Origin of the sequence: Streptomyces sp. NPDC048603, assembly GCF_043199475.1 — a bacterium.
GTDB lineage: Bacteria > Actinomycetota > Actinomycetes > Streptomycetales > Streptomycetaceae > Streptomyces.
The window spans coordinates 378966-401367 of the sequence record NZ_JBICVY010000006.1 but is presented as its reverse complement, the minus strand read 5'-3'; the positions used below and the strand labels follow the sequence as shown (position 1 = coordinate 401367).

Here is a 22402-nt window from a genome sequence, read left to right as displayed (position 1 = left end):
GTGTTGTCAGTGCGGTGGTGCACGGTGGTTCCAGCAGTCGGAAGCGGCTGCCGAGTCTGGAGGGGGATCCATGAGCCTGCCCGAGAACGGCACCGGTACCGAGGCGCTGCGACCGCACGCCGAAGAAGCCTTCGCGCACGAACTGAAAGCGCTGGCGGCCCAGGACGACCGGCCCCGGCCGCCCCGCTGGAAGCTCTCCCCGTGGGCCGTCTCCGCCTACCTCCTCGGCGGCACGCTCGGCGACGGCACGGTGATCACCCCGAAGTACGTCGGCCCCCGCCGGATCGTCGAGGTCGCCGTCACCACCCTGGCCACCGACCGCGCCCTGCTCCTGCTGGGCGTCCCGGGCACCGCCAAGACCTGGGTGTCGGAACACCTCGCGGCGGCCGTCAGCGGGGACTCCACCCTGCTCGTCCAGGGCACCGCCGGCACCCCCGAGGAAGCCATCCGGTACGGCTGGAACTACGCCCGGCTGCTCGCCCACGGACCCAGCCGCGAGGCCCTCGTCCCCAGCCCCGTCATGCGCGCCATGGCCGAGGGCATGACCGCCCGGGTCGAGGAGCTCACCCGCATCCCGGCCGACGTGCAGGACTCCCTGATCACGGTCCTCTCCGAGAAGACCCTGCCCGTGCCCGAGCTGGGCGAGGAGGTGCAGGCGGTCCGCGGCTTCAACCTCATAGCCACCGCCAACGACCGCGACCGGGGGGTCAACGAGCTCTCCAGCGCCCTGCGCCGCCGGTTCAACACGGTGGTCCTGCCGCTGCCCGCCACCGCCGAGGCCGAGGTCGACATCGTGGCCCGCCGGGTCGAACAGATGGGCCGCGCACTGGACCTGCCCCGGGCACCGGAGGGCCTCGACGAGATCCGCCGGGTGGTCACCGTCTTCCGCGAGCTGCGCGAGGGCGTCACCGGTGACGGACGCACCAAGGTCAAGTCACCCAGCGGCACCCTGTCCACCGCCGAGGCCATCTCCGTGGTCACGGGCGGTCTCGCCCTGGCCGCCCACTTCGGCGACGGGGTGCTGCGGCCCTCGGACGTGGCCGCCGGCATCCTCGGCGCCGTGGTCCGCGACCCGGCGGCCGACGGGACCGTCTGGCAGGAGTACCTGGAGACGGTCGTCCGCGAACGGGACGGCTGGAAGGACTTCTACCGCGCCTGCCGCGAGGTGACCGCATGAGCACCGCGGCAGCCGGACCGCTGCTCCTCGGCGTGCGGCACCACGGTCCCGGCTCCGCCCGCGCGGTGCGGGCCGCACTGGAAGCGGCCCGTCCGGCGGCCGTGCTGGTCGAGGGACCGCCCGAGGGGGACGCCCTGCTGCACCTGGCCGCCGAGCCCGGCATGCGGCCGCCGGTCGCCCTGCTGGCGCACGCCGCCGACGACCCCGGCCGGGCGGCGTTCTGGCCGCTGGCGGCGTTCTCCCCGGAATGGGTCGCCATCCGCTGGGCCCAGGACGCCGGGGTGCCGGTCCGGTTCATCGACCTGCCCGCCGCGCACTCGCTGGCGGGCGGACCCGGCCCCGCCCCCGGTCCCCCGGAGACGGAGCCCGCGGCGGGGGAGTCCGGCCCGGGGGAGTCCGTACGCCTGGACCCCCTGGCGGCGCTGGCCGGGGCGGCCGGGTACGACGACCCGGAGCGCTGGTGGGAGGACGTGGTCGAGCACCGCGGCGCCGAGGCCGGCGACACGACCGCCGACGCGCTCGCCCCGTTCGAGGCCATCGCCGGGGCGATGGCGGCGCTGCGCGAGTCCGGAGGGGACGGCGGCCACGGCCGGGACCTGGTGCGCGAGGCGTACATGCGGCAGCGGATGCGGGCCGCCCGGCGGGAGTTCGGCACCGGCTTCGCCGTGGTCTGCGGGGCCTGGCACGTGCCCGCGCTGCGCGCGCGGACCACCGTGGCCGCCGACCGGGCGCTGCTGGCCGGACTGCCCAAGGTGAAGGTGGAGACCGCCTGGGTGCCCTGGACCCACCGCCGGCTCGCCCGGGCCGGCGGTTACGGCGCGGGCATCACCTCCCCGGGCTGGTACGCGCACCTGTTCGATGCCCGGGACCGGCCGGTCGAGCGCTGGCTGACCAAGGTCGCCGGCCTGCTGCGGGCGGAGGACCGGCAGGTGTCCCCGTCCCATGTGATCGAGGCGGTCCGGCTGGCCGGGACGCTGGCCGCGGTACGCGGCCGCCCGCTGCCCGGACTCCCGGAAACCATGGACGCCGTCCGCGCGGTCATGTGCGACGGGTCGGACGTGCCGCTCGCCCTCGTCGAGGACCGGCTGGTGGTCGGGGACGTCCTCGGCGAGGTGCCGGACACCGCACCCGCGGTCCCGCTCCAGCGGGACCTGACCCGGCGGCAGCGCACGCTGCGGCTCAAGCCGGAGGCGCGGGAGCGGGAGCTCGAACTGGACCTGCGCAAGGACACCGACGCGGACCGGAGCCGGCTGCTGCACCGGCTGCGCCTGCTGGGCATCGGCTGGGGCACACCCACCGCCTCCCGCGGCGGCACCGGGACCTTCCGCGAGACCTGGCGCCTGTGCTGGGAGCCGGAACTGTCGGTGCGGGTGGCCGAGGCGGGCGTCTGGGGGACCACGGTGGCGGCCGCCGCGACCGCCAGGGCCGAGGCCGACGCGGCCGCCGCCGGTGAGCTCGGCGAGGTCACCTCGCTCGCCGAGCAGTGCCTGCTCGCCGGCCTGTCCGGGGCGCTGCCCGCCGTGCTGCGGGCGCTCGCCGACCGGGCGGCGCTGGACACCGACGTGGCACGCCTGGCGAAGGCCCTGCCCGCGCTGGCCCGCTCGCTGCGGTACGGGGACGTGCGCGGCACCGACACCGCCGCGCTCGGCACGGTCGCGGCGGGACTCGCCGAGCGGATCTGCGTGGCCCTCCCGCCGGCCTGCGCGGCCGGCCTGGACGCGGACGCCGCGGCGGAGCTGCGCGGCCATCTGGACGCCGTGCACGGCGCCGTCGGGCTGCTCTGCGCCGCATCCGGCGGCCTCGCAGCCGGCCCGGCGGAGGCCGGGCTGAGGGACCGGTGGGGGGCCGTGCTGCGGACGCTGGCCGGGCGGGACCGGGTGCCCGGCCTGATCCGGGGCCGGGCCGTGCGGCTGCTCCTCGACGACGGGCGGATCGCCGTGGAGGAGACCGCCCGGCTGATGGGGCTGGCGCTCTCCCCGGCGGTCGCGCCCGCCGACGCGGCCGGCTGGATCGAGGGCTTCGCCGGCGGCGGCGCGGGCGGCGGCACCCTGCTCGTCCACGACGAGCGGCTGCTGGGCCTGATCGACGCCTGGCTCACCGGTATACCGGCCGACGCCTTCACCGGCGTACTGCCGCTGCTGCGGCGGACCTTCGGGGCGTACGAGCCGGGCGTCCGGCGGTCCCTGGGCGAGCTGGTCCGCCGCGGCCCGGCCGCCGCGCGCTCCGCCGCCGGCGTCCGGGCGGCCCCACAGGGCTTCGCCCCGGACCTGGACCAGACCCGCGCGGACGCGATGGTCCCACTGGCCCTGCTCCTTCTCGGCGCCGGCGCCGGCGCCGATGCCCGTCCGGCGGGAGGCTGACCCGCGGACGCCCGGCGGGCGCGGCGCACTTGGCCGGCGACCGGCCGGTGCGACAACCGGAAGGGCCGGGCACGCCTCCGCCGGTCCGGCCGGTCCCGGCGGATCCCGAGGCCCGGGCCGGTTCCGCAGAAGGGAGGCTCGCGCGTGCACCGTGCCCGCTACCGGGCCGGGCCGCTGCGGCAGCAGGAGGGGCGGAGGGCGCTTCCGCCGGTCCGGCGAGTTCGGCAGGTCCGACGGACCGGGCCGGTTTCCCGTAACGGACGGGCCGGAGTGCCGAGGGGCACGACCGGCAGGCAGACGCACCACCCGGCAGACGTACCACCCGGAGGAGACGGACGACATGGGGGACGGACGAATGGCACAGCCTCACACCGGCGGAGCGACGGGACGCCCGGCGGATCCGGCCGGTACCGCCGGCCCGGCCCTCCCTGCGGGACCGGCCCTCCCTGCGGGACCGGCCGTGCAGGCGGGACCGGCCGAGGACGCCGGGGCGGGCCGGGGCGGGAGCGGCGGTGCCGGGGCCGACGCCCGCGCGGCGGCCCCCGACGGCACCCGCACGGAGGCCGCGGGCGAAAGGCTGCGGCGTTGGAGGCTGGTGCTCGGCGGGGGAGAGGCCGACGGGACCGGCCGCGGGCTGGGCGGACGGGACGCGGCGATGGACGCCGCGCTCGGCGCGCTCTACGGGGACGCGGGCGGGAACGGAGGGAAGGCCCGCCGCGGCGGGGAGCGGTCGGCCGGGCTGGGCGGCTCGGCACCCTCGGTGGCGCGGTGGCTGGGGGACATCCGTACCTACTTCCCCGGCTCCGTCGTGCAGGTGATGCAGCGCGACGCCATCGACCGGCTCGGGCTGTCCGCACTGCTGCTGGAGCCGGAGATGCTGGAGGCCGTCGAACCGGACGTGCACCTGGTCGGCACCCTGCTCTCGCTCAACAAGGCGATGCCGGAGACGACCAGGGAGACGGCCCGGACGGTGGTCCGCAAGGTGGTCGAGCGGCTGGAGGAGAAGCTGGCGAGCCGCACCCGCTCCACCCTCACCGGGGCCCTGGACCGGTCGGCGCGGACCAGCCGGCCCCGGCACCGGGACATCGACTGGGACCGCACCATCCGGGCGAACCTGAAGAACTACCTCCCCGAGCACCGCACGGTCGTGCCCGAACGGCTGATCGGCTACGGCCGGGCGAGCCGGTCGGTGCAGAAGGAGGTGGTCCTCTGCATCGACCAGTCGGGCTCCATGGCCGCCTCCGTCGTCTACGCCTCCGTCTTCGGCGCCGTCCTGGCCTCCATGCGGTCCATCGCCACCCGGCTGGTCGTGTTCGACACCTCCGTGGCCGACCTGACGGACCGGCTAGACGACCCGGTCGACGTCCTGTTCGGCACCCAGCTGGGCGGCGGCACCGACATCAACCGGGCCCTGGCCTACTGCCAGTCGAGGATCACCCGTCCCGCCGACACCGTCGTCGTCCTGATCAGTGATCTGTACGAGGGCGGCATCCGCGACGAGATGCTGGGCCGGGTCGCCGCGATGAAGGCCGCCGGAGTGCAGTTCGTGGCCCTGCTCGCGCTCTCCGACGAGGGAGCCCCCTCCTACGACCGCGAACACGCGGCCGCGCTGGCCGCCCTCGGGGTGCCCGCTTTCGCCTGTACGCCCGACCTGTTCCCGGAGGTGATGGCCGCCGCGCTGGAGAAGAGGGAAATCGTCGGATCGCACGAATTCACGGTTCCCGAGTGAGGGGATCTGTGACAGGCATCACCGCTCTGGTGTGACCTGCGATTTAGGGACCGGAGTCCCACGGGGATAACCTGCGAGACGGACATGCCGCGTCCACGGTCACCGTGTGCGCTTCCCCAGTGACAGCGCCGTCACGTTGCCCTCCGCGGCACGCCCACGCAGAAACGCGATCACTGCGAAGCGAATCTTTCAATACAAGGGACGGACGCGCGTGGACCTGTTCGAGTACCAGGCGAGGGACCTCTTCGCCAAGCACGGTGTACCGGTGCTGGCCGGTGAAGTCATCGACACGCCTGAGGCGGCTCGCGAGGCCACCGAGCGGCTGGGCGGCAAGTCGGTCGTCAAGGCGCAGGTGAAGGTCGGCGGCCGCGGCAAGGCCGGCGGCGTCAAGCTCGCCGCCACCCCGGACGAGGCCGTCGCCCGCGCGACGGACATCCTGGGCATGGACATCAAGGGCCACACGGTCCACAAGGTGATGATCGCCGAGACCGCTCCGGAGATCCTCGAGGAGTACTACGTCTCCTACCTCCTGGACCGCACCAACCGCACCTTCCTGGCCATGGCGTCCGTCGCCGGCGGCATGGACATCGAGGAGGTCGCCGCGACGACCCCCGAGAAGCTCGCCAAGGTGCCGGTGAACGCCAACGAGGGCGTCTCCATCGAGAAGGCCCGCGAGATCGTCGCGCTGGCCCAGTTCCCGGCCGAGGTCGCCGAGAAGGTCGCCGAGGTCCTGGTGACCCTCTGGGACACCTTCGTCGCCGAGGACGCGCTCCTCGTCGAGGTCAACCCGCTCGCGAAGGTCGCCTCCGGCGACGTCATCGCCCTCGACGGCAAGGTCTCCCTCGACGAGAACGCCGAGTTCCGTCAGCCGGGCCACGAGGAGCTGGTGGACAAGGCCGCGGCCAACCCGCTGGAGGCCGCCGCCAAGGAGAAGAACCTCAACTACGTCAAGCTCGACGGTGAGGTCGGCATCATCGGCAACGGCGCGGGTCTCGTCATGAGCACCCTGGACGTCGTCGCCTACGCCGGTGAGAACCACGGCGGCGTCAAGCCCGCCAACTTCCTCGACATCGGCGGTGGCGCCTCCGCCGCCGTCATGGCCAACGGTCTCGAGATCATCCTCGGCGACCCGGACGTCAAGTCGGTCTTCGTCAACGTCTTCGGTGGCATCACCGCGTGCGACGAGGTCGCCAACGGCATCGTCCAGGCCCTTCAGCTGCTCAAGGACAAGGGCGAAGAGGTCACCAAGCCGCTCGTCGTCCGCCTCGACGGCAACAACGCCGAGCTGGGTCGCAAGATCCTGTCGGACGCCAACCACCCGCTGGTGCAGCGCGTGGACACCATGGACGGCGCGGCCGACAAGGCCGCCGAGCTCGCTGCGGCTGCGAAGTAAAGGGACGAGGTCACAGACTCACCATGGCTATCTTCCTCAACAAGGACAGCAAGGTCATCGTCCAGGGCATGACCGGTGCCACGGGCATGAAGCACACCAAGCTCATGCTGGCCGACGGCACGAACATCGTCGGCGGCGTGAACCCGCGCAAGGCCGGCACCACCGTCGACTTCGACGGCACCGAGGTCCCGGTCTTCGGCTCGGTCGCCGAGGCGATGGAGAAGACGGGCGCCAACGTCTCCGTCCTCTTCGTCCCGCCGGCCTTCGCCAAGGCCGCCGTCGTCGAGGCCATCGACGCCGAGATCCCGCTCGCCGTGGTCATCACCGAGGGCATCGCGGTCCACGACTCCGCCGCCTTCTGGGCGTACGCGACCGCCAAGGGCAACAAGACCCGGATCATCGGCCCGAACTGCCCCGGCCTGATCACCCCCGGCCAGTCCAACGCCGGCATCATCCCGGGCGACATCACCAAGCCCGGCAAGATCGGTCTCGTGTCCAAGTCCGGCACGCTGACCTACCAGATGATGTACGAGCTGCGCGACATCGGCTTCACCTCCGCCGTCGGCATCGGTGGCGACCCGGTCATCGGCACCACGCACATCGACGCCCTGGAGGCCTTCGAGGCCGACCCGGAGACCGAGCTCATCGTCATGATCGGCGAGATCGGCGGCGACGCCGAGGAGCGTGCGGCGGACTTCATCGCGAAGAACGTCACCAAGCCGGTCGTCGGCTACGTCGCGGGCTTCACCGCCCCCGAGGGCAAGACCATGGGCCACGCGGGCGCGATCGTGTCCGGTTCTTCTGGCACCGCACAGGCCAAGAAGGAAGCTCTCGAGGCCGCCGGCGTCAAGGTCGGCAAGACGCCGACCGAGACCGCCAAGCTGGCCCGCGAGATCCTCAACGGCTGATCTCCGGCCGATCTCCGGCTGCTCCGCAGCGAAGCGACGGGCGTGGCCCGCACCCCTTGCCGGGTGCGGGCCACGCCCGTTTCCGCCCTTCCGCCGCCTTCGCCTGTCCGGCTCACTCCATCCGGCTCACTCCGTCCGGCTCACTCGATCAGGCTCACTCCATCCGGGGCACCAGGCGGGCGGGACCGGCCGCCGGCTCGGACCGGAGCTTCTCCTGGAGCTGCCGGGCCTGCTCGCTGAGCTGCTGCGGGCCGTGCCGCGGGGGCACCCCGGACACGGACGTGCCGGGCGCGACCGGCGGCACGTAGCGGGTGGGCGCGGTGACGGCGGTGTAGGCGGTGGCGACCGCGATGGCGGCGGTCAGGCACAGGGCCGCGCGGGTCCAGAACCGCATGCGGTGCTCCCCGGCCAGCCGGACGACCTGGGCCGGCCGCGGCTCCAGGCGCACGGCGGGCACCAGCGCCCCGAGCCGCTCCCGCAGCAGCGCGGACTGCCGGTCCGCCGCCACGCCGGCCAGGTCGGGGAGCCGGGCGGTGAGGCCGGCGTGCGCGTGCAGCAGCCGGTGCCCGGCGGAGGACGTGCTGGCCTCGGTCTCGGCGGCGGTGTCCGGCAGGTCGAGCCCGACGCCGTCGTAGAGGAGCACGGTCCGCCGGTACGAGGGCGGCAGCGCGAGCATCGCGTCGAGCAGGGCGCGGTCGCCGAGGTCCGCGGGGGCCCGGTCGGGGTGCCGGTGGGCGCGGCGGAACCGGTGCCAGGGCGAGAGCGCGTGCTCGTACGCCGCAGACCGCACCCAGCCGACCGGATCGGGGTCGGTGGCGACCTGCGGCCACCGGTCCCAGGCGAGCTGGAAGGCGCGCTCCACGGCCTCCAGCGCGAGGGCGCGGCGGCCGGTGAGCAGGTAGACCTGCCGGAGCAGGGCGGGGGCGGTGTAGTCGTAGAGCGCCTCGAAGGCGGTGTCGGCGGTGTGCCCGGCGTCGGGCGCGGGCACCGGGGCCGGTACCGGTACCGGGGTGAGCGGATTCGCCGCGGCGGGCGGTCCCGGGGCGTCGGGGTCCGGCGGAGAGTCCTGGGCGGGCCGGTGGCCGGCTCCGGGAGCGGCCGAGGAAGCGGCTCCGGCCGGGGTGCCGGCAGCCGCCCCGGCTCCGGCCCCGGTCCCGGCTCCTGCCGTGGTCTCGGCCGTGTATCCCGGTGCGGCTCCCGACGCGGCCGCCGGTCCGGCTCCGGCCGCCGTCCCGGCTCCGGATGCGGCTCCGCGGGGGTTCTCCGGGTTCTTGCGGGCGCGCCCGGAGAAGATGCCCAGCCCGGTGGTCGTGCCGCGTACGGAGCCCGCTCCGGACGCGGGGGGCTTCGGGGCGGGTTCGGCCGAGGTCTTGGCGGCGGGCCCCGGCCGGGTGCCGGCCGGTCCGCCGTCGCTCTTGGCGAAGGCCCGGACGGCGCCCGCGACCCGCGGGGCGTGCCGGCCGGCCGCCGCCGCTTCAGCAGCAGGGGCTTCCGCCCCGGTGGCGGGGGCTTCCGCCGTGGCCGCTCCATCCCCCTCATCCGGCTGGTCGTCAGCCTCCCCGACCTGCTTGCGGAGTTCGCCCAGGAACTTGGCGTACGCCTGGCGCTTGCGGCCGCGGGGTTCGGCACGGCCGGTCTCCCAGGCGCGTACCGTGCTCGCGGTGATGCCGAGCGCCGCCGCGATCTCATCGTGCGTCAGTTCAGCGGCCTCGCGCAGTCTGCGGCGTTCCTTGGGCGACGGGAGGGCAGCCGGCCCGGCGGCCGTGTCCACGCTCTGGGTCATGCCACACCCCGACAGGTCTGGGCGAAAAAGTACATAACCGTATATTGGGCGACACCACGGGCATTCGCCTGTTACGCGACCTTGGCGCGTGTCGTTGGGACCATGGCCGGGTGACCCAAGTGACCGAACGCGGGACGTCGTTGCCGATGCCCCCGTGGGCGGGCCGGCGCCGCCGTTCTCCCGCGGCCGCGGCCTGCGTACTGGGCGGCGCCATGGCCGCCGGGCTGGGGCTCGGCTCCCTGGCCGTGCTCGTCATGGTGCTGTGGATCAGCTCGCCGTATCCCGACAGCGGACCGGGCGGTGCGCTGCACGTGGCGGCCGGGCTGTGGCTGCTCGCCCACGGGACTGAGCTGATCAGGTACGACACGCTGTCCGGGGTACCGGCCCCGGTGGGGCTGACGCCCCTTCTGCTGGTGTCCCTGCCCGTGCTGTTGATCCGGCGGGCGGCCCGGCTCGCCATCGAGGAGGGCGGACTGCCCGGCAGTGCCGTGTTCTCGGCGGTGACCTGCGGCTACCTGGTGGTCGGGGCGGGCGCGACGGCGTACGCGGCGGGCGGGCCGCTGCCGGCCGATCCGCTGAGCGCGGCCTGGCACGTGCCGCTGGTGGCGGCGGCCGCGGCCGCCTGGGGGGTGTGGGCGGCACAGCCGTCGCGGCTGCCCGGATGGCTTCCCGGGGGCGTGCGGAGGGAGCTCGCGCGCTCCCGCTACGCGCTGGCTCTGCGCGCGGGGGGCGCGGGGGCGTTCGTGCTGCTGGGCGGCGGGGCGCTGGTGCTGGGCGCGTCGCTGGTGTGGCACGGCGCGGCGGTCCAGCAGTCGTTCCTCCAGCTGACGGGGGTGTGGTCGGGCCGGTTCGCGGTCCTGCTGCTGGCGCTGGCGCTGGTGCCGAACGCGGTGGTGTGGGGTGCGGCGTACGGGCTCGGGCCGGGCTTCGCGCTGGGCGCGGGGGCCACGGCGACGCCCCTGGCCTTCGCGGGGTCGCCGGCGCTGCCGCGCTTCCCGCTGCTGGCGGCGCTGCCGCCGGCCGGGCCGGGGACGGTGCTGACCGGGATGGTGCTGGTGGTGCCTGTGGTGGCCGGGGTGGTGGTGGGGTGGTTCGCGGTGCGGCGGGGGCGTGAGGTGCCCTACGGCGAGGCGGCGTTGACGGCGGCGCTGGGCGGGGTGGTGTGCGGGGCGGTCATGGCCGTGCTGGCGGTGGCGGCCGGGGGGCCGCTGGGGACGGGGTCTCTGGCGGAGTTCGGGCCGGTGTGGTGGGAGACGGGCGCGGCGGGCGCGGCGTGGACGGCGGGTGTGGGCGTACCGGTCGCCGTCGCGGTGCGGGGCTGGCGCGGGCGGTTCGGCGGGGTGGAACCCGAGGGCGGCGAGGCGTGGCACGTGGCCGGCGTCCGGGAACTCCGCTGGGCGGCCCTCCGCGAAGCGGCCGCCCCGGCGATCGAACCTCCCGCGACGGGGCTTCCCGCGGCGGGGCTTCCCGTGGCCGGATCTTCTGCGACGGGACTCTCTGCGGCTGGACCTTCCGCGCCCGGGCCTTCTGCCGCGGGGCCTTCTGCGGCGGGGCCTTCTGAGGCTGGGCCTTCCGCGCCTTCACCTCCCGCGGCGGGGCTCCCCGGGGTCGGGCTTTCCGCCACGCCGCGGTCGGAGCCGGCCGGTGCTTCCTCCGAGGCACCACCCCCGCCCCTTGTACCGGCCGTCCTGCACCCGGCCCCGGCCCCGGTCCCGACCCCACCCCCCGTCCCGACCCCGCTGCCGACCCCGGGGCCGGAGCCGGAGGCTTCCCCGACCGAGGCGGAGCCGTCGGCACCCCTCCCGCCGGTGCCGGGAGTGGCGGGCGCCCGGGTGGTGGCCCGGCGGGCGCGGCCGACGTAGGCGTGGGCCCTGCCGTCAGAGTGGCGCCGCGGGCCGGGCGCCGCTGTGACGACGGGCCCGGGCCGGATGCCCGCGTCCGCGGGTCTTTCGAGCGAACCGCGGCCGGCGATCACCTCGCCGAAGAACCGTTCCCCGCCGGCCGTGCCGGCAGGGAACGGCCCGAGGTGTCCACAGCCACCTCGGGCCGGTCGGGGCGCAGGAGGCCGGTGCGCGAGAACAACAGCCGCCGGACGCCGGGAGTGCGGTGGGGCCGCAGTCACGCACAGACCCGGCCTTCGATGAGTAGCCGTACTCACGCGGACTTCCGGCATGCGCAGGAGGATGTGCCTGTCCCCGACCGTTCCGCTGGAGGCCCTCTGTGCACCCGCACCCTCACGGCTCACCTCCGAAACCGCGGCCCCGCCCTCATGGAGGCTGGTACGCCGTACCTGCCGTCCTGGCACTCGCGGCTCTGCTTGCGGCCGTCTACGGCGTCGTGTGGGGCTTGCTCACCAAGGCGGGCAAGCACGTGCTGTGTGACGCGACGACGAGCTGCGCACGGACCCCGTACCAGGCGGGTTACGAAGCTCCGGCCTGGCCCGGGTGGGCGTTCGTCACGGCCGGCGTTCTGTTGACGGGCGCGCTGCTCGCGGCCGGCGGTCTGCGCCGGGCCCGAGGGCAGCGCTTCCGCGCCGCCGTCGCCGTGCACACGCCCGGGGGACCGCGGGCCGGACAGGTACGCCGTCATGGCGGGTGAACGCACGGATGCCGGCACGCGGAAGGGAACGGGAACGGGAACGGGAACGGATGCGGGAGCCGCCCGGCAGGCCAACCGCCCGGCCAGGGTCAGCGCCTTCCTCGCCTGCGGCGGCTCGGCCTTGCTGGGCAACTTCTTCACGGGTATCGCCTGGATCAATCCGGCGGTCTTCCTGGGCATGGCCGTTCTGAGCGGGCTCCTGGCCATCGCCGCCGGGCACATCGGCCGGCTGCGCCGTCCGCAGGGCGAGGGCGACGGGCGGGGCCTCGCCCTGCTGGGCATCATCGGCGGCTGGCTGGTGCTGCTCGCCACTGCCCTGGCCGTCGCTCTCGCCGTCCTCGTCCTCGGCGGACTGGGGGCGCTGGCCTCCCTGTTCCAGTAGCCCGGCAGGCAGACAGGCTCCCTGCCGGCAAGCGGCTTCAAGGTGCCGCGCGGGGTTACGGCTTGACGCCGATGAGCTCGCGCAGGGGCTCGGGGAGTTCGTCGTTGCACTTCAGCTCCGCCGAGCGGGTCAGCGCGTCGTCGCGGCAGACGTAGAAGTCCTTGTAGGCGATCTGCAGCGTGTACGAGGACCCCGCCACCAGCAACGCCAGCGACGCGGTGACCAGGCCGCCGATCGCGGCGGTGCGCTGGGGCCGGGCGTAGGCCTGGGGGAGGGTGCCCGGGTTGGCGCCGCCGGCCGCGTCCGGCTGCTTCGGCTTGCCGCGGAGGGCGCTCACGCCCCAGTACAGGGCCAGCGCGCCCAGCAGCAGGCCCATGGAGGGGATGCCGAAGAGGCCGAAGAAGAAGCCCCACATGCCGCAGAGCAGCGCGTACCGGGCGCGCCGCTGGACCGGGTCGGTGGGGTCCCAGCGGGCCGGGCCGCCGCCCATGCCGGTGCCCGGCCCTCCGCCGGGCCCGTCCTCACGGCGCTGGTGCTCGTCCGCGCCGTGGCGGGGCTGCCACGGCTGGTCGGGCCGCCCCTCGGGGGGCGCGGCGAAGGGGTTGTCGTCTCCCTGGGGCGTGGGGGTCGGGGCGGAGGACTGAGGGCGGTCCGGCATCGGGTGCGTTTCTTCCCCTGTGTGGTGAGGGTGGGCGGAGGGAGTTGGGCACGGAGAGCGCTGAGCTGGCGGGCTGGGCTGGAGTGTCGTGTTGTCCATCGCAGACGCTACCGCCCGGGGCGGGGGCCGTCCCTCGGGGGCCGTCCGCTCTGCCGGTATCGTTGCAGGCGGTCGGTCGCTTCGTAGGGTCCCCCGTATAACGGTGATCCCGATTTTCGTGCGATCGCACAAGATGTAGTCGCGAGAAAGGGCCCCCATGGCCGCCTCCCGCCTGGTCGTGCTGGTCTCCGGTTCCGGCACCAACCTCCAGGCCCTGCTGGACGCCATCGAAGCCGACCCGGGAGGCCCCGAGGGTTTCGGCGCGCGGGTCGTCGCCGTGGGCGCCGACCGGCACGGCATCGCCGGGCTCGAGCGGGCCGAGAAGGCCGGCATCCCCACCTTCGTGTGTCCGGTGAAGGCGTACGGCAGCCGCGAGGAGTGGGACCGGGCACTCACCGAGGCCACCGCCGCCCACGAGCCCGACCTCGTGGTGTCCGCCGGATTCATGAAGATCGTGGGCAAGGAGTTCCTGGAGCGGTTCGGCGGGCGGTTCGTCAACACCCATCCCGCCCTGCTCCCCGCCTTCCCCGGCGCGCACGGCGTCCGTGACGCGCTCGCCTACGGCGCGAAGGTCACCGGCTGCACCGTCCACTTCGTGGACGACGGCGTGGACACCGGTCCGATCATCGCCCAGGGTGTGGTCGAGGTCCGGGACGAGGACGACGAAGCCGCTCTCCACGAGCGCATCAAGGAAGTCGAGCGCAGGCTGCTCGTCGAGGTCGTGGGGCGACTGGCCCGGCACGGCTACCGCATTGAGGGACGAAAGGTAACGATCCAGTGACCACCACGCAGCGGGCGATCCGCCGGGCGCTGATCAGCGTGTACGACAAGACCGGACTGGAGGAGCTCGCCCGCGGGCTGCACGAGGCGGGTGTCTCCCTGGTCTCCACCGGGTCGACCGCCTCGAAGATTGCCGCCGCCGGCGTCCCGGTCACCAAGGTCGAGGAGCTCACCGGCTTCCCCGAGTGCCTGGACGGACGGGTCAAGACCCTGCACCCGCGCGTGCACGCCGGCATCCTCGCCGACCTGCGTCTCGACAGCCACCGCGAGCAGCTCGCCGAGCTCGGCGTCGAGCCCTTCGACCTGGTCGTGGTCAACCTCTACCCGTTCCGGGAGACCGTCGCCTCCGGCGCCACCCCGGACGAGTGCGTGGAGCAGATCGACATCGGCGGCCCCTCGATGGTCCGCGCCGCGGCCAAGAACCACCCGTCCGTCGCCGTGGTCACCAGCCCGGCCCGCTACGCCGACGTCCTCGCGGCCGTCCAGGCCGGCGGCTTCGAGCTGACCGCCCGCAAGCGGCTGGCCGCCGAGGCGTTCCAGCACACCGCCGCCTACGACGTGGCCGTGGCCTCCTGGTTCACGAATGCGTACGCGCCGGAGAGCGAGCAGGAGTCCGACCTGCCCGAGTTCCTCGCCGGGGCCTGGGAGCGCAAGGCCGGCCTGCGGTACGGCGAGAACCCGCACCAGGCCGCCGCCCTCTACACCGACGGGCAGCCGGGCGGGCTCGCCAACGCCGAGCAGCTGCACGGCAAGGAGATGTCCTTCAACAACTACGTGGACACCGAGGCCGCCCGCCGGGCCGCCTACGACCACGAAGAGCCCTGCGTCGCGATCATCAAGCACGCCAACCCGTGCGGCATCGCGGTCGGCGCGGACGTCGCCGAGGCCCACCGCAAGGCCCACGCCTGCGACCCGCTGTCCGCCTTCGGCGGCGTGATCGCCGTCAACCGCCCGGTCACCGTGGAGATGGCCGAGCAGGTGGCCGAGATCTTCACCGAGGTCATCGCGGCGCCGGCGTACGAGGACGGGGCCCTCGAGGTCCTCGCCAAGAAGAAGAACATCCGCGTCCTGAAGGTGGACGGCACCCCGCACCAGCCGGGCGACCTGAAGCCGATCAGCGGCGGCGTGCTGCTCCAGCAGTCCGACGTGCTCCAGGCCGAGGGCGACGACCCGGCCAACTGGACCCTGGCCACGGGCGAGGCCCTGTCGGAGGCCGAGCTCGCCGAGCTCGCCTTCGCCTGGAAGGCGTGCCGCGCGGTCAAGTCCAACGCGATCCTGCTGGCCAAGGGCGGCGCCTCGGTCGGCGTCGGCATGGGCCAGGTCAACCGGGTCGACTCGGCCAAGCTCGCGGTGGAGCGGGCCGGCGCGGAGCGCGCGCAGGGCTCGTACGCCGCGTCCGACGCCTTCTTCCCGTTCCCGGACGGCCTGGAGATCCTCACCGCCGCGGGCGTCAAGGCGGTCGTCCAGCCCGGCGGTTCGGTCCGTGACGAGCAGGTGGTCGAGGCGGCGAAGGCGGCCGGCGTGACCATGTACTTCACCGGGACCCGGCACTTCTTCCACTGAGCCGGCTCCCTCGGCTGCCGCCGAAACGGCGAAGGCCCCCGTTCCGCACGCGGTGTGCGGGGCGGGGGCCTTCGCCGTTTCGGCAGGGCTTACGGGCGCCGGAAGTAGTTGCCCGCGGCCGAGGTGGACAGGCCCGCGATCACCCAGATGCTCAGCACCAGGAAGATCCCCGACAGGATCAGGGAGATCAGGATCCCGCCCGCGCCGACCGTCCCGTCGCTCAGGGCGAACAGGTTGCCGATCGCGCCGAGGGCGGTCCACAGGGACATCAGCGATCCGTAGATGATGCCGGACACCCGGATTCCGGTGCGGCCCTTGCTCAGCTTCGCGGCCGTCAGGATCGGCCACAGCGAGAGGGCGAGCGCGGCGAGACCCACGATCACGGCGAGACCGCCGACCAGCGCGCCCCAACCCTCCGCCTCGGCGGAGCCGGAGTCGCTGATGACCGCGGCGGAGATCCCGCCGATGACCAGGACGAGCACACCGCCGAGGGCCTGGAGGCTGCCCATGATCCACAGGATGACGCGGGCGGCCGAGACGCCGCCGGGCATCGGCACGGACATGCCCGCCCCCGGGTAGCCCGCCATGCCCGGTGCCGCCGGGTAGCCGTAGCCCGCCTGCTGCGGGTAGCCGTACCCGGCCTGCGGCGGAATGCCCTGCGGGGCCTGCTGCGGGTAGCCGTACTGGGGCTGACCCTGCGGGGCCCCGTACGGGTTGTGGGGGTCGCCGAAGCTCATGTTGGGGTGTTCCTCCGTGGGGTGGGGACGCGCGGCCCGCCCGGAGGATCAACAGCGACTGAGCGGTCCGCCCCCCGGCTGCCCCGCGGTATCTTCCCGGCCATCGTGGTGGCACGCCCGTTGGCTTGTCCAGCCGGCCGGGCACTTGTACAGCGAGTTGTTGTGCAAGTGCAATCAGTTGCGCACATCTTCGGGACAACTGTGGCAGACCTCCGCCGCACCGCCCCGGTCGGCCGACTGGAACCGGGGCGGGTCCATCCGGAAGGATGGGGACATGACCGCCCAGATTCTCGACGGCAAGGCCACCGCAGCCGCGATCAAGTCCGAACTCAGCACCCGCGTCGAGGTGCTCAGGGCCCGGGGCGTGGTCCCCGGCCTCGGCACCCTGCTGGTCGGCGACGACCCGGGCAGCCGCTGGTACGTCAACGGAAAGCACAAGGACTGCGCCGAGGTCGGCATCGAGTCCATCCGGCGCGAACTGCCCGCGACGGCCACCCAGGAGGAGATCGAGGCGGTCGTCCGCGAGCTCAACGAGGACCCGGCCTGCACCGGCTACATCGTGCAACTGCCGCTCCCCAAGGGCATCGACACCAACCGGGTCCTGCGGCTGATGGACCCGGAGAAGGACGCCGACGGCCTGCACCCGACCTCGCTCGGGCACCTCGTCCTCAACGAGCCGGGCCCGCTGCCCTGCACGCCGTACGGCATCGTGCAGCTGCTGCGCCACCACGGGGTGGAGATCAACGGCGCGCACGTCGTGGTGCTCGGGCGCGGCATCACCGTGGGCCGCTCCATCGGGCTGCTGCTCACCCGCAAGTCGGAGAACGCGACCGTCACCCTCTGCCACACCGGCACCCGCGACCTGTCCGGGCTGCTGCGGCAGGCGGACATCATCGTGGCCGCGGCCGGCGTCCCGCACCTGGTCAAGCCGGAGGACGTGAAGCCGGGCGCGGCGGTGCTCGACGTCGGCGTCAGCCGCGACGAGGAGGGGAAGATCGTCGGAGACGTGCACCCGGGCGTGGACCAGGTGGCCGGCTGGATCTCCCCGAACCCGGGCGGAGTGGGCCCGATGACCCGTGCCCAGCTGCTGGTGAACGTGGTCGAGGCGGCGGAGCGGTCGGCCAGTGAGGACTGAGCGGCCGGCGCCGGCCGATCAAGGAGAGTGGTCCATGGCCGATCAAGGTGAGCGGAAGTCCCGCCGCTTCCCCTCCGTCACCCAGGACACCGCCCGCCCCGAGGGCGGCGGCCGTGCGGCGCCCGGCGACGCGCCCGCCCCGGCCCGCCAGTGGCCCATGCTCACCGTGCTCGCCGCCACCGCGGCCGGCCTGCTGTTCACCGCGTTCGGACATCCCCGGATCGGCTGCCTGATCATCGGCGTGGTGCTGATCGCGGCCGCCGTGCTGCGCCAGGTGCTGCCGTCGGTGGGCATGCTCGCGGTCCGGTCCCGCTTCACGGACGTGGTGACCTACGGGCTGCTCGGCGCGGCGATCACGCTGCTCGCGCTGATGATCGAGCCCAACTCCAGGCTGGAGCTCCCCTTCCTGGAGGACAGCGTCCGGTTCATCGTCCGCTGACAGGGTGAAGGCCGGGCGGTGCCGGCCGGTGCCGGGCAGCGGCGGCCCGGCCGCCGGATCCGCCCCATTGACCAAGGTCGAACGCCGTCCGTGCCTTCAAACCCCCGGCACCCTGTGCCACGTACCACAGGGACCCGGGGGTCGGGCCCTCCCGCGGTCCGATAGCCTGCGCACATGGGGCAGGGACACGCCCCACCGCCAGCTGTCTAACGGAGAAGGCCATGACCCGCACTCCCGTGAATGTCACCGTCACCGGCGCCGCCGGCCAGATCGGCTACGCGCTGCTCTTCCGCATCGCGTCCGGCCACCTGCTCGGCGCGGACGTGCCGGTCAACCTGCGCCTCCTCGAGATCCCCCAGGGCCTCAAGGCCGCCGAGGGCACCGCCATGGAGCTCGACGACTGCGCCTTCCCGCTGCTGCGCGGCATCGAGATCACCGACGATGCCAACAAGGCGTTCGACGGCGCCAACGTCGCCCTCCTGGTCGGCGCCCGCCCCCGTACCGCGGGCATGGAGCGCGGTGACCTGCTCTCCGCCAACGGCGGCATCTTCAAGCCGCAGGGCAAGGCCATCAACGACAACGCCGCGGACGACATCAAGGTCCTGGTCGTCGGCAACCCGGCCAACACCAACGCCCTGATCGCCCAGGCCGCCGCCCCGGACGTCCCGGCCGAGCGCTTCACCGCGATGACCCGCCTGGACCACAACCGGGCGATCTCGCAGCTGGCCGCCAGGACCGGTGCCGCCGTCTCCGACATCAGGCGCCTGACCATCTGGGGCAACCACTCCGCCACCCAGTACCCGGACATCTTCCACGCGGAGATCGCCGGCAAGAACGCCGCCGAGGTCGTGAACGACGAGGCGTGGCTGGCCGACACCTTCATCCCGACCGTCGCCAAGCGCGGCGCCGCGATCATCGAGGCCCGTGGCGCGTCCTCGGCCGCCTCCGCCGCCAACGCCGCCATCGACCACGTCCACACCTGGGTCAACGGCACCGCCGAGGGCGACTGGACCTCCATGGGCATCCCGTCGGACGGCTCCTACGGCGTCCCGGAGGGCCTGATCTCCTCCTTCCCGGTCGTCTGCAAGGACGGCAAGTACGAGATCGTCCAGGGCCTGGACATCAACGAGTTCTCCCGTGCGCGCATCGACGCGTCCGTTCAGGAGCTCTCCGAGGAGCGCGACGCGGTCCGCGAGCTCGGCCTGATCTGATCCGGAGCCGCACGCGCGGCTCCGCCCGAAAAGCCCCGGCCAAACCAGGCCGGGGCTTTTTGGCGCGCAATCGCCTGTCGATCCGTGCAGGCCGAAAATAGGGTCGGCCGGTGACCGACACCCCGATCCCTCCGCAGGCCTCCGGCGACGACCGGGAGGAACCCGCCCCGGGTGCCGCCGGAGCCCCGGACCCCGGCCCGTGGCCCGTAGGCCCGGCCGTGCCGGACGCGGTGCCGGGCACGGCATCGGCCCGGGCCGCGGCCCCGGGCCAGGCCCCGTGGTGGTCGGGTCCGGCGGCGCCGGACGCGGTGACGGCCGTGCCGGCCCCCGCGCCGCACCCGGCTCCCGGTCCGGTGCCGGCCCCGCCCTCCTACGGTCCGCCCGCTCACACCCCGCCCTCCTACGGTCCGCCCTCCTGCAGTCCGCCGCCGGGCGGTGCGGCCGGGCCGGAGGCGGTGACCGCCGCGGGCCCGGTGTGGCCGCTGCCGCGACCGGCGGGTGCCGGGGCGGCTCCGGCGGCGCTGCCGCCCGTTCCTCCCCTGCCGCCACTGCCGCCGGCGTACCCGGCCGTTCCGCCCGCCCTGCCGCCGTCGGTGCTCGCGCCGCACGACCCCCGTGCGCGTGGCCGGCTGATCCCGGTGGCGGCGGGGATCGCGGTGGCGGCGGTGGCGCTGGGCGCGGCCGCCGTGTGGTTCGTACAGCGGGACGAGCCCGCGCGGAAGCCGGAACTGCACGGACCGGTGACGCCGTCCGGCAGCCCTTCGGCCCCTGCCTCGCCGTCCCCGGACCCGTCCTCACGGGCGCCGGAGCCCCCCTCGGGGAACCCGTCGGGTGCGCCGTCGGAGGTGCCGTCCGGGGGTGCGTCCGGGACGGGATCGCCTTCGGCGGGTGCCTCCGGTTTCCCGTCCGCGGCCCCCTCGGCCCCGTCGGCGCCGTCCGTTCCCTCCGTCCCCTCCGCCCCGTCGTCCCCGCGCCGTACCGTCCAGGACCCCAAGGGGTTCACCCTCGCCGTTCCCGAGGGCTGGAACCGCGAGGAGACGAGCAACGGCGTGTTCTACCGTTCGCCCGACCGGACCGCGCTGCTCCAGGTCTTCGAGGTCACCGAGCCGGAGCTCACCCCGCTCGACGCCGTCAGGGCCGCCTCCGAGGGCCTGCGCACGGCGACCCGGGGCTACACCGAGATCCGGATCGGGACCGTCCCCGACGGCTCCGGAGCGGCCGAACTCGTCTACGAGTACGACAGCGCGGAGTCCAGGGGCCTCCGGCGCGGAGTCGAACGGGTCCTGTTCGCCGGCGGCGGCAAGTGGGCGGTACTGGCGGCCGGCCCCGCCGGGGACTGGAACCGTACCCAGGAGGACCTGGCGGCGGCGCTGGCCGCGTTCCGCCCCGGCGGCTGACCGGGCCGGTCGGTGCGGGGCCGTGCGAGGCCGGGTCAGTGCTTGTACATGCCCGGCTTGTAGTGGCCCGGCACCGCGCGCGTGGCGACGCCGAAGCGGTTCCACGCGTTGATCGTCGTGATCACGGCGATCAGCCGGGCCAGCTCCGTCTCCTCGAACTGCTCCGCCGCCCGCGCGTACACCTCGTCCGGGACGAAGCCGTCGGTCAGGACGGTGATCGCCTCGGTCAGCTCCAGCGCGGCCAGCTCCTTCTCGGTGTAGAAGTGCCGGGACTCGCGCCAGGCGCTGAGCTGCACCAGACGCTCCGCGGTCTCGCCGGCGGCGAGGGCGTCCTTGGTGTGCATGTCAAGGCAGAAGGCGCACTGGTTGATCTGGGAGGCGCGGGTCTTGACCAGCTCGACGATGACGGGGTCGAGGTCCTTCTTGGCGGCGATCTCCAGGCCGACCATGGCCTTGTACACCTCGGGGGCGAGGGCGTGCCACTGCATCCGGGCGGGCTCTTCGTGGGCGTAGGACTGCTGCTGCGTCTGCTCGTTGGTGATCGTCATGCGTCCACCGTACGAGCAGGGCGGCCCGCCTGTATGGTCCATATCCATGACGGAATCCTGGGCCAATCCGGCGGCCGGCTTCGGTGCCGATCTGCACCTGGACCTGACCTCCGGACGCGGCCTGAAGGCCGGTCTCGCGGACGCGCTGCGCGAGGCCGCGCGCAGCGGGAGGCTCGAGCCGGGCACCCGGCTGCCGTCCTCGCGGACGCTCAGCGCCGACCTCGGCATCGCGCGGAACACGGTCGCCGAGGCGTACGCCGAACTGGTCGCCGAGGGCTGGCTGACCGCCCGCCAGGGCTCGGGCACCCGGGTCGCGCCGCGCGCCGCGCCGCGCCGGTCCGCGGCCGCCCCGGTCCGCCGTCCGGTCCGGCAGGGCGGAGCCGCGTACAGCCTGCTGCCGGGCTCCCCGGACCTGGGCGGGTTCCCGCGCGCGGCCTGGCTGAGCGCCGCACGCAAGGCCCTGTCGGAGGCCCCGAACGAGGCGTTCGGGTACGGGGACCCGCGCGGCCGGGTGGAGCTGCGGGAGGCCCTGGCCGGCTATCTGGCGCGGGCCCGCGGGGTGTACGCGGACCCGGAGCGGATCGTGCTGTGCGCCGGCTTCGTGCACGCGCTGATGCTGATGGCGAAGGTGCTGCGGGCCCGGCGGGTGCGGGAGGTGGCGGTGGAGTCGTACAGCCTGGACATCCACCGGGACCTGCTCACGGCGGAGGGGCTGCGGACCCGCCCGCTGCCCGTGGACGCGGCGGGGGCGGACACCCCCGGGCTGGCCGGGCTGCCGGTGGGCGCGGTGCTGATGACGCCGGCCCACCAGTTCCCGACCGGGGTGGCGCTGACCCCGGACCGGCGGGCGGCGGCGGTGGACTGGGCGAGGTCCTCCGGCGGGCTGGTCCTGGAGGACGACTACGACGGGGAGTTCCGCTACGACCGGCAGCCGGTGGGTGCGCTGCAGGGCCTGGACCCGGACCGGGTGGTGTACCTGGGGACGGCGAGCAAGTCCCTGGCACCGGGGCTGCGGATGGGCTGGATGGTGGTGCCGCCGGGGCTGCTGGACGAGGTGCTCGCGGTCCGCGGGCAGGCCGACTGGACGTGCAGCGCGCCGGACCAGCTGACGCTGGCGCAGTTCATCACCTCCGGGGCCTACGACCGCCACGTGCGGGCCATGCGGCTGCGGTACCGGCGGCGCCGGGACCAGCTCGTCGCCGCACTCGGCGGGCGGGTGGGGGTGTCGGGGATCGCGGCGGGGCTGCACGCGGTGCTGGACCTGCCCCCGGGGACGGAGCGGGTGGTCCTCCAGTCGGCCGCGCGGCACGACCTGGCGGTGGGCGCGCTGGGTGCCTTCGGGCACCCGGACGCGGAGCTGCCGCCGCGCGACGCGCTCGTCGTCGGCTACGGCACCCCCTCGGACAGCGCCTGGGCCCCGACCCTGGCGGCCCTCTGCGCATCGTTGCCCTAGCCTGCGGAATGCCTGCCCACACCTCGGCCGAGCGCCCGCCCACACCTTCCGC

General features: G+C 74.4%; 18 protein-coding genes. 14 read left to right on the top strand and 4 right to left on the bottom strand.

The genetic code is table 11. The features are described 5' to 3' along the window. Positions 1-70: 70 nt before the first annotated feature. The 5 genes from ACGFQ9_RS17345 to sucD all read left to right on the top strand — a co-directional run bounded on the left by ACGFQ9_RS17345 (position 71) and on the right by sucD (position 7567). Positions 71-1177 carry an AAA family ATPase gene (locus ACGFQ9_RS17345; RefSeq protein ID WP_393574642.1) on the top strand — a complete coding sequence of 369 codons (1107 nt, stop codon included), beginning with the start codon at positions 71-73 and terminating at the stop codon, positions 1175-1177. Next, positions 1174-3537 carry a DUF5682 family protein gene (locus ACGFQ9_RS17340; RefSeq protein ID WP_393574641.1) on the top strand — a complete coding sequence of 788 codons (2364 nt, stop codon included), beginning with the start codon at positions 1174-1176 and terminating at the stop codon, positions 3535-3537. Before ACGFQ9_RS17345 ends, ACGFQ9_RS17340 begins: the two co-directional genes overlap by 4 nt. Positions 3538-3892: 355 nt before the next feature. Continuing rightward, positions 3893-5266 carry a vWA domain-containing protein gene (locus ACGFQ9_RS17335; protein ID WP_393574640.1) on the top strand — a complete coding sequence of 458 codons (1374 nt, stop codon included), beginning with the start codon at positions 3893-3895 and terminating at the stop codon, positions 5264-5266. Positions 5267-5477: 211 nt separating this feature from the next. Beyond that, positions 5478-6659, top strand: a complete 1182-nt coding sequence (gene sucC, locus ACGFQ9_RS17330; RefSeq protein WP_393574639.1) for an ADP-forming succinate--CoA ligase subunit beta — start codon at positions 5478-5480, stop codon at positions 6657-6659. A 23-nt stretch (positions 6660-6682) separates the two neighbouring features. Beyond that, on the top strand, positions 6683-7567 hold the full coding sequence (sucD, locus tag ACGFQ9_RS17325) for a succinate--CoA ligase subunit alpha (RefSeq protein WP_030031032.1): 885 nt from the start codon (positions 6683-6685) through the stop codon (positions 7565-7567). 154 nt (positions 7568-7721) lie between these two features. Here sucD and ACGFQ9_RS17320 read toward each other — a convergent pair whose 3' ends face one another. Next, complete coding sequence (locus ACGFQ9_RS17320) at positions 7722-9350, bottom strand: helix-turn-helix domain-containing protein (protein WP_393574638.1); 1629 nt, start codon at positions 9348-9350, stop codon at positions 7722-7724. Positions 9351-9460: 110 nt separating this feature from the next. On the opposite strand from ACGFQ9_RS17320, the gene ACGFQ9_RS17315 reads away from it, so the two are divergent. Together ACGFQ9_RS17315 and ACGFQ9_RS17310 are read left to right on the top strand one after the other, a co-directional pair. Continuing rightward, positions 9461-11212, top strand: a complete 1752-nt coding sequence (locus tag ACGFQ9_RS17315) for a DUF6350 family protein (RefSeq protein WP_393574637.1) — start codon at positions 9461-9463, stop codon at positions 11210-11212. A 725-nt stretch (positions 11213-11937) separates the two neighbouring features. Beyond that, a complete protein-coding gene (locus ACGFQ9_RS17310; RefSeq protein WP_393574636.1) occupies positions 11938-12330 on the top strand; it encodes a hypothetical protein in 393 nt (130 codons plus the stop codon). Between the two features lie 55 nt (positions 12331-12385). On the opposite strand, the gene ACGFQ9_RS17305 is transcribed toward ACGFQ9_RS17310, so the two are convergent. Beyond that, entirely contained in the window at positions 12386-12988 is a 603-nt protein-coding gene (locus ACGFQ9_RS17305) for a hypothetical protein (RefSeq protein ID WP_393574635.1), read from the bottom strand. A gap of 256 nt (positions 12989-13244) precedes the next feature. Here ACGFQ9_RS17305 and purN point away from each other — a divergent pair, with 256 nt between their 5' ends. Both purN and purH read left to right on the top strand, forming a co-directional pair. Further along, positions 13245-13868, top strand: a complete 624-nt coding sequence (purN, locus tag ACGFQ9_RS17300) for a phosphoribosylglycinamide formyltransferase (RefSeq protein WP_393574634.1) — start codon at positions 13245-13247, stop codon at positions 13866-13868. Further along, positions 13865-15430, top strand: a complete 1566-nt coding sequence (gene purH / locus ACGFQ9_RS17295; RefSeq protein WP_393574633.1) for a bifunctional phosphoribosylaminoimidazolecarboxamide formyltransferase/IMP cyclohydrolase — start codon at positions 13865-13867, stop codon at positions 15428-15430. The genes purN and purH overlap by 4 nt, the downstream gene beginning before the upstream one ends. A gap of 89 nt (positions 15431-15519) precedes the next feature. On the opposite strand, the gene ACGFQ9_RS17290 is transcribed toward purH, so the two are convergent. After that, the gene (locus ACGFQ9_RS17290; RefSeq protein ID WP_393574632.1) at positions 15520-16167 is read right to left on the bottom strand and encodes a hypothetical protein; all 648 of its coding nucleotides are present in this window, start codon (positions 16165-16167) and stop codon (positions 15520-15522) included. A gap of 274 nt (positions 16168-16441) precedes the next feature. On the opposite strand from ACGFQ9_RS17290, the gene ACGFQ9_RS17285 reads away from it, so the two are divergent. The 4 genes from ACGFQ9_RS17285 (at position 16442) to ACGFQ9_RS17270 (ending at position 20349) form a co-directional block, all read left to right on the top strand. Next, a complete protein-coding gene (locus tag ACGFQ9_RS17285; protein ID WP_393574631.1) occupies positions 16442-17302 on the top strand; it encodes a bifunctional methylenetetrahydrofolate dehydrogenase/methenyltetrahydrofolate cyclohydrolase in 861 nt (286 codons plus the stop codon). Next, entirely contained in the window at positions 17292-17741 is a 450-nt protein-coding gene (locus tag ACGFQ9_RS17280) for a DUF3017 domain-containing protein (protein ID WP_393574630.1), read from the top strand. The genes ACGFQ9_RS17285 and ACGFQ9_RS17280 overlap by 11 nt, the downstream gene beginning before the upstream one ends. A 221-nt stretch (positions 17742-17962) precedes the next feature. Beyond that, positions 17963-18952 carry a malate dehydrogenase gene (locus ACGFQ9_RS17275; RefSeq protein ID WP_393574629.1) on the top strand — a complete coding sequence of 330 codons (990 nt, stop codon included), beginning with the start codon at positions 17963-17965 and terminating at the stop codon, positions 18950-18952. Between the two features lie 110 nt (positions 18953-19062). Further along, the gene (locus ACGFQ9_RS17270) at positions 19063-20349 is read left to right on the top strand and encodes a hypothetical protein (protein WP_393574628.1); all 1287 of its coding nucleotides are present in this window, start codon (positions 19063-19065) and stop codon (positions 20347-20349) included. Between the two features lie 35 nt (positions 20350-20384). On the opposite strand, the gene ACGFQ9_RS17265 is transcribed toward ACGFQ9_RS17270, so the two are convergent. Then, positions 20385-20897: a carboxymuconolactone decarboxylase family protein gene (locus ACGFQ9_RS17265; RefSeq protein WP_393574627.1), complete on the bottom strand. Its 513-nt coding sequence runs from the start codon at positions 20895-20897 to the stop codon at positions 20385-20387. A 46-nt stretch (positions 20898-20943) separates the two neighbouring features. Here ACGFQ9_RS17265 and ACGFQ9_RS17260 point away from each other — a divergent pair, with 46 nt between their 5' ends. After that, positions 20944-22350, top strand: coding sequence for a PLP-dependent aminotransferase family protein (locus ACGFQ9_RS17260; RefSeq protein WP_393574626.1), 1407 nt, complete (start codon positions 20944-20946; stop codon positions 22348-22350). Positions 22351-22402 lie beyond the last annotated feature (52 nt).

Coding starts and splice junctions, on each gene's coding strand:
- ACGFQ9_RS17345 (WP_393574642.1), top strand. CDS start 71: ATGAGCCTGCCCGAGAACGGCACCGGTACCGAGGCGCTGCGACCGCAC.
- ACGFQ9_RS17340 (WP_393574641.1), top strand. CDS start 1,174: ATGAGCACCGCGGCAGCCGGACCGCTGCTCCTCGGCGTGCGGCACCAC.
- ACGFQ9_RS17335 (WP_393574640.1), top strand. CDS start 3,893: ATGGCACAGCCTCACACCGGCGGAGCGACGGGACGCCCGGCGGATCCG.
- sucD (WP_030031032.1), top strand. CDS start 6,683: ATGGCTATCTTCCTCAACAAGGACAGCAAGGTCATCGTCCAGGGCATG.
- ACGFQ9_RS17320 (WP_393574638.1), bottom strand. CDS start 9,350: ATGACCCAGAGCGTGGACACGGCCGCCGGGCCGGCTGCCCTCCCGTCG.
- ACGFQ9_RS17310 (WP_393574636.1), top strand. CDS start 11,938: ATGGCGGGTGAACGCACGGATGCCGGCACGCGGAAGGGAACGGGAACG.
- ACGFQ9_RS17305 (WP_393574635.1), bottom strand. CDS start 12,988: ATGCCGGACCGCCCTCAGTCCTCCGCCCCGACCCCCACGCCCCAGGGA.
- purN (WP_393574634.1), top strand. CDS start 13,245: ATGGCCGCCTCCCGCCTGGTCGTGCTGGTCTCCGGTTCCGGCACCAAC.
- ACGFQ9_RS17290 (WP_393574632.1), bottom strand. CDS start 16,167: ATGAGCTTCGGCGACCCCCACAACCCGTACGGGGCCCCGCAGGGTCAG.
- ACGFQ9_RS17285 (WP_393574631.1), top strand. CDS start 16,442: ATGACCGCCCAGATTCTCGACGGCAAGGCCACCGCAGCCGCGATCAAG.
- ACGFQ9_RS17275 (WP_393574629.1), top strand. CDS start 17,963: ATGACCCGCACTCCCGTGAATGTCACCGTCACCGGCGCCGCCGGCCAG.
- ACGFQ9_RS17265 (WP_393574627.1), bottom strand. CDS start 20,897: ATGACGATCACCAACGAGCAGACGCAGCAGCAGTCCTACGCCCACGAA.
- ACGFQ9_RS17260 (WP_393574626.1), top strand. CDS start 20,944: ATGACGGAATCCTGGGCCAATCCGGCGGCCGGCTTCGGTGCCGATCTG.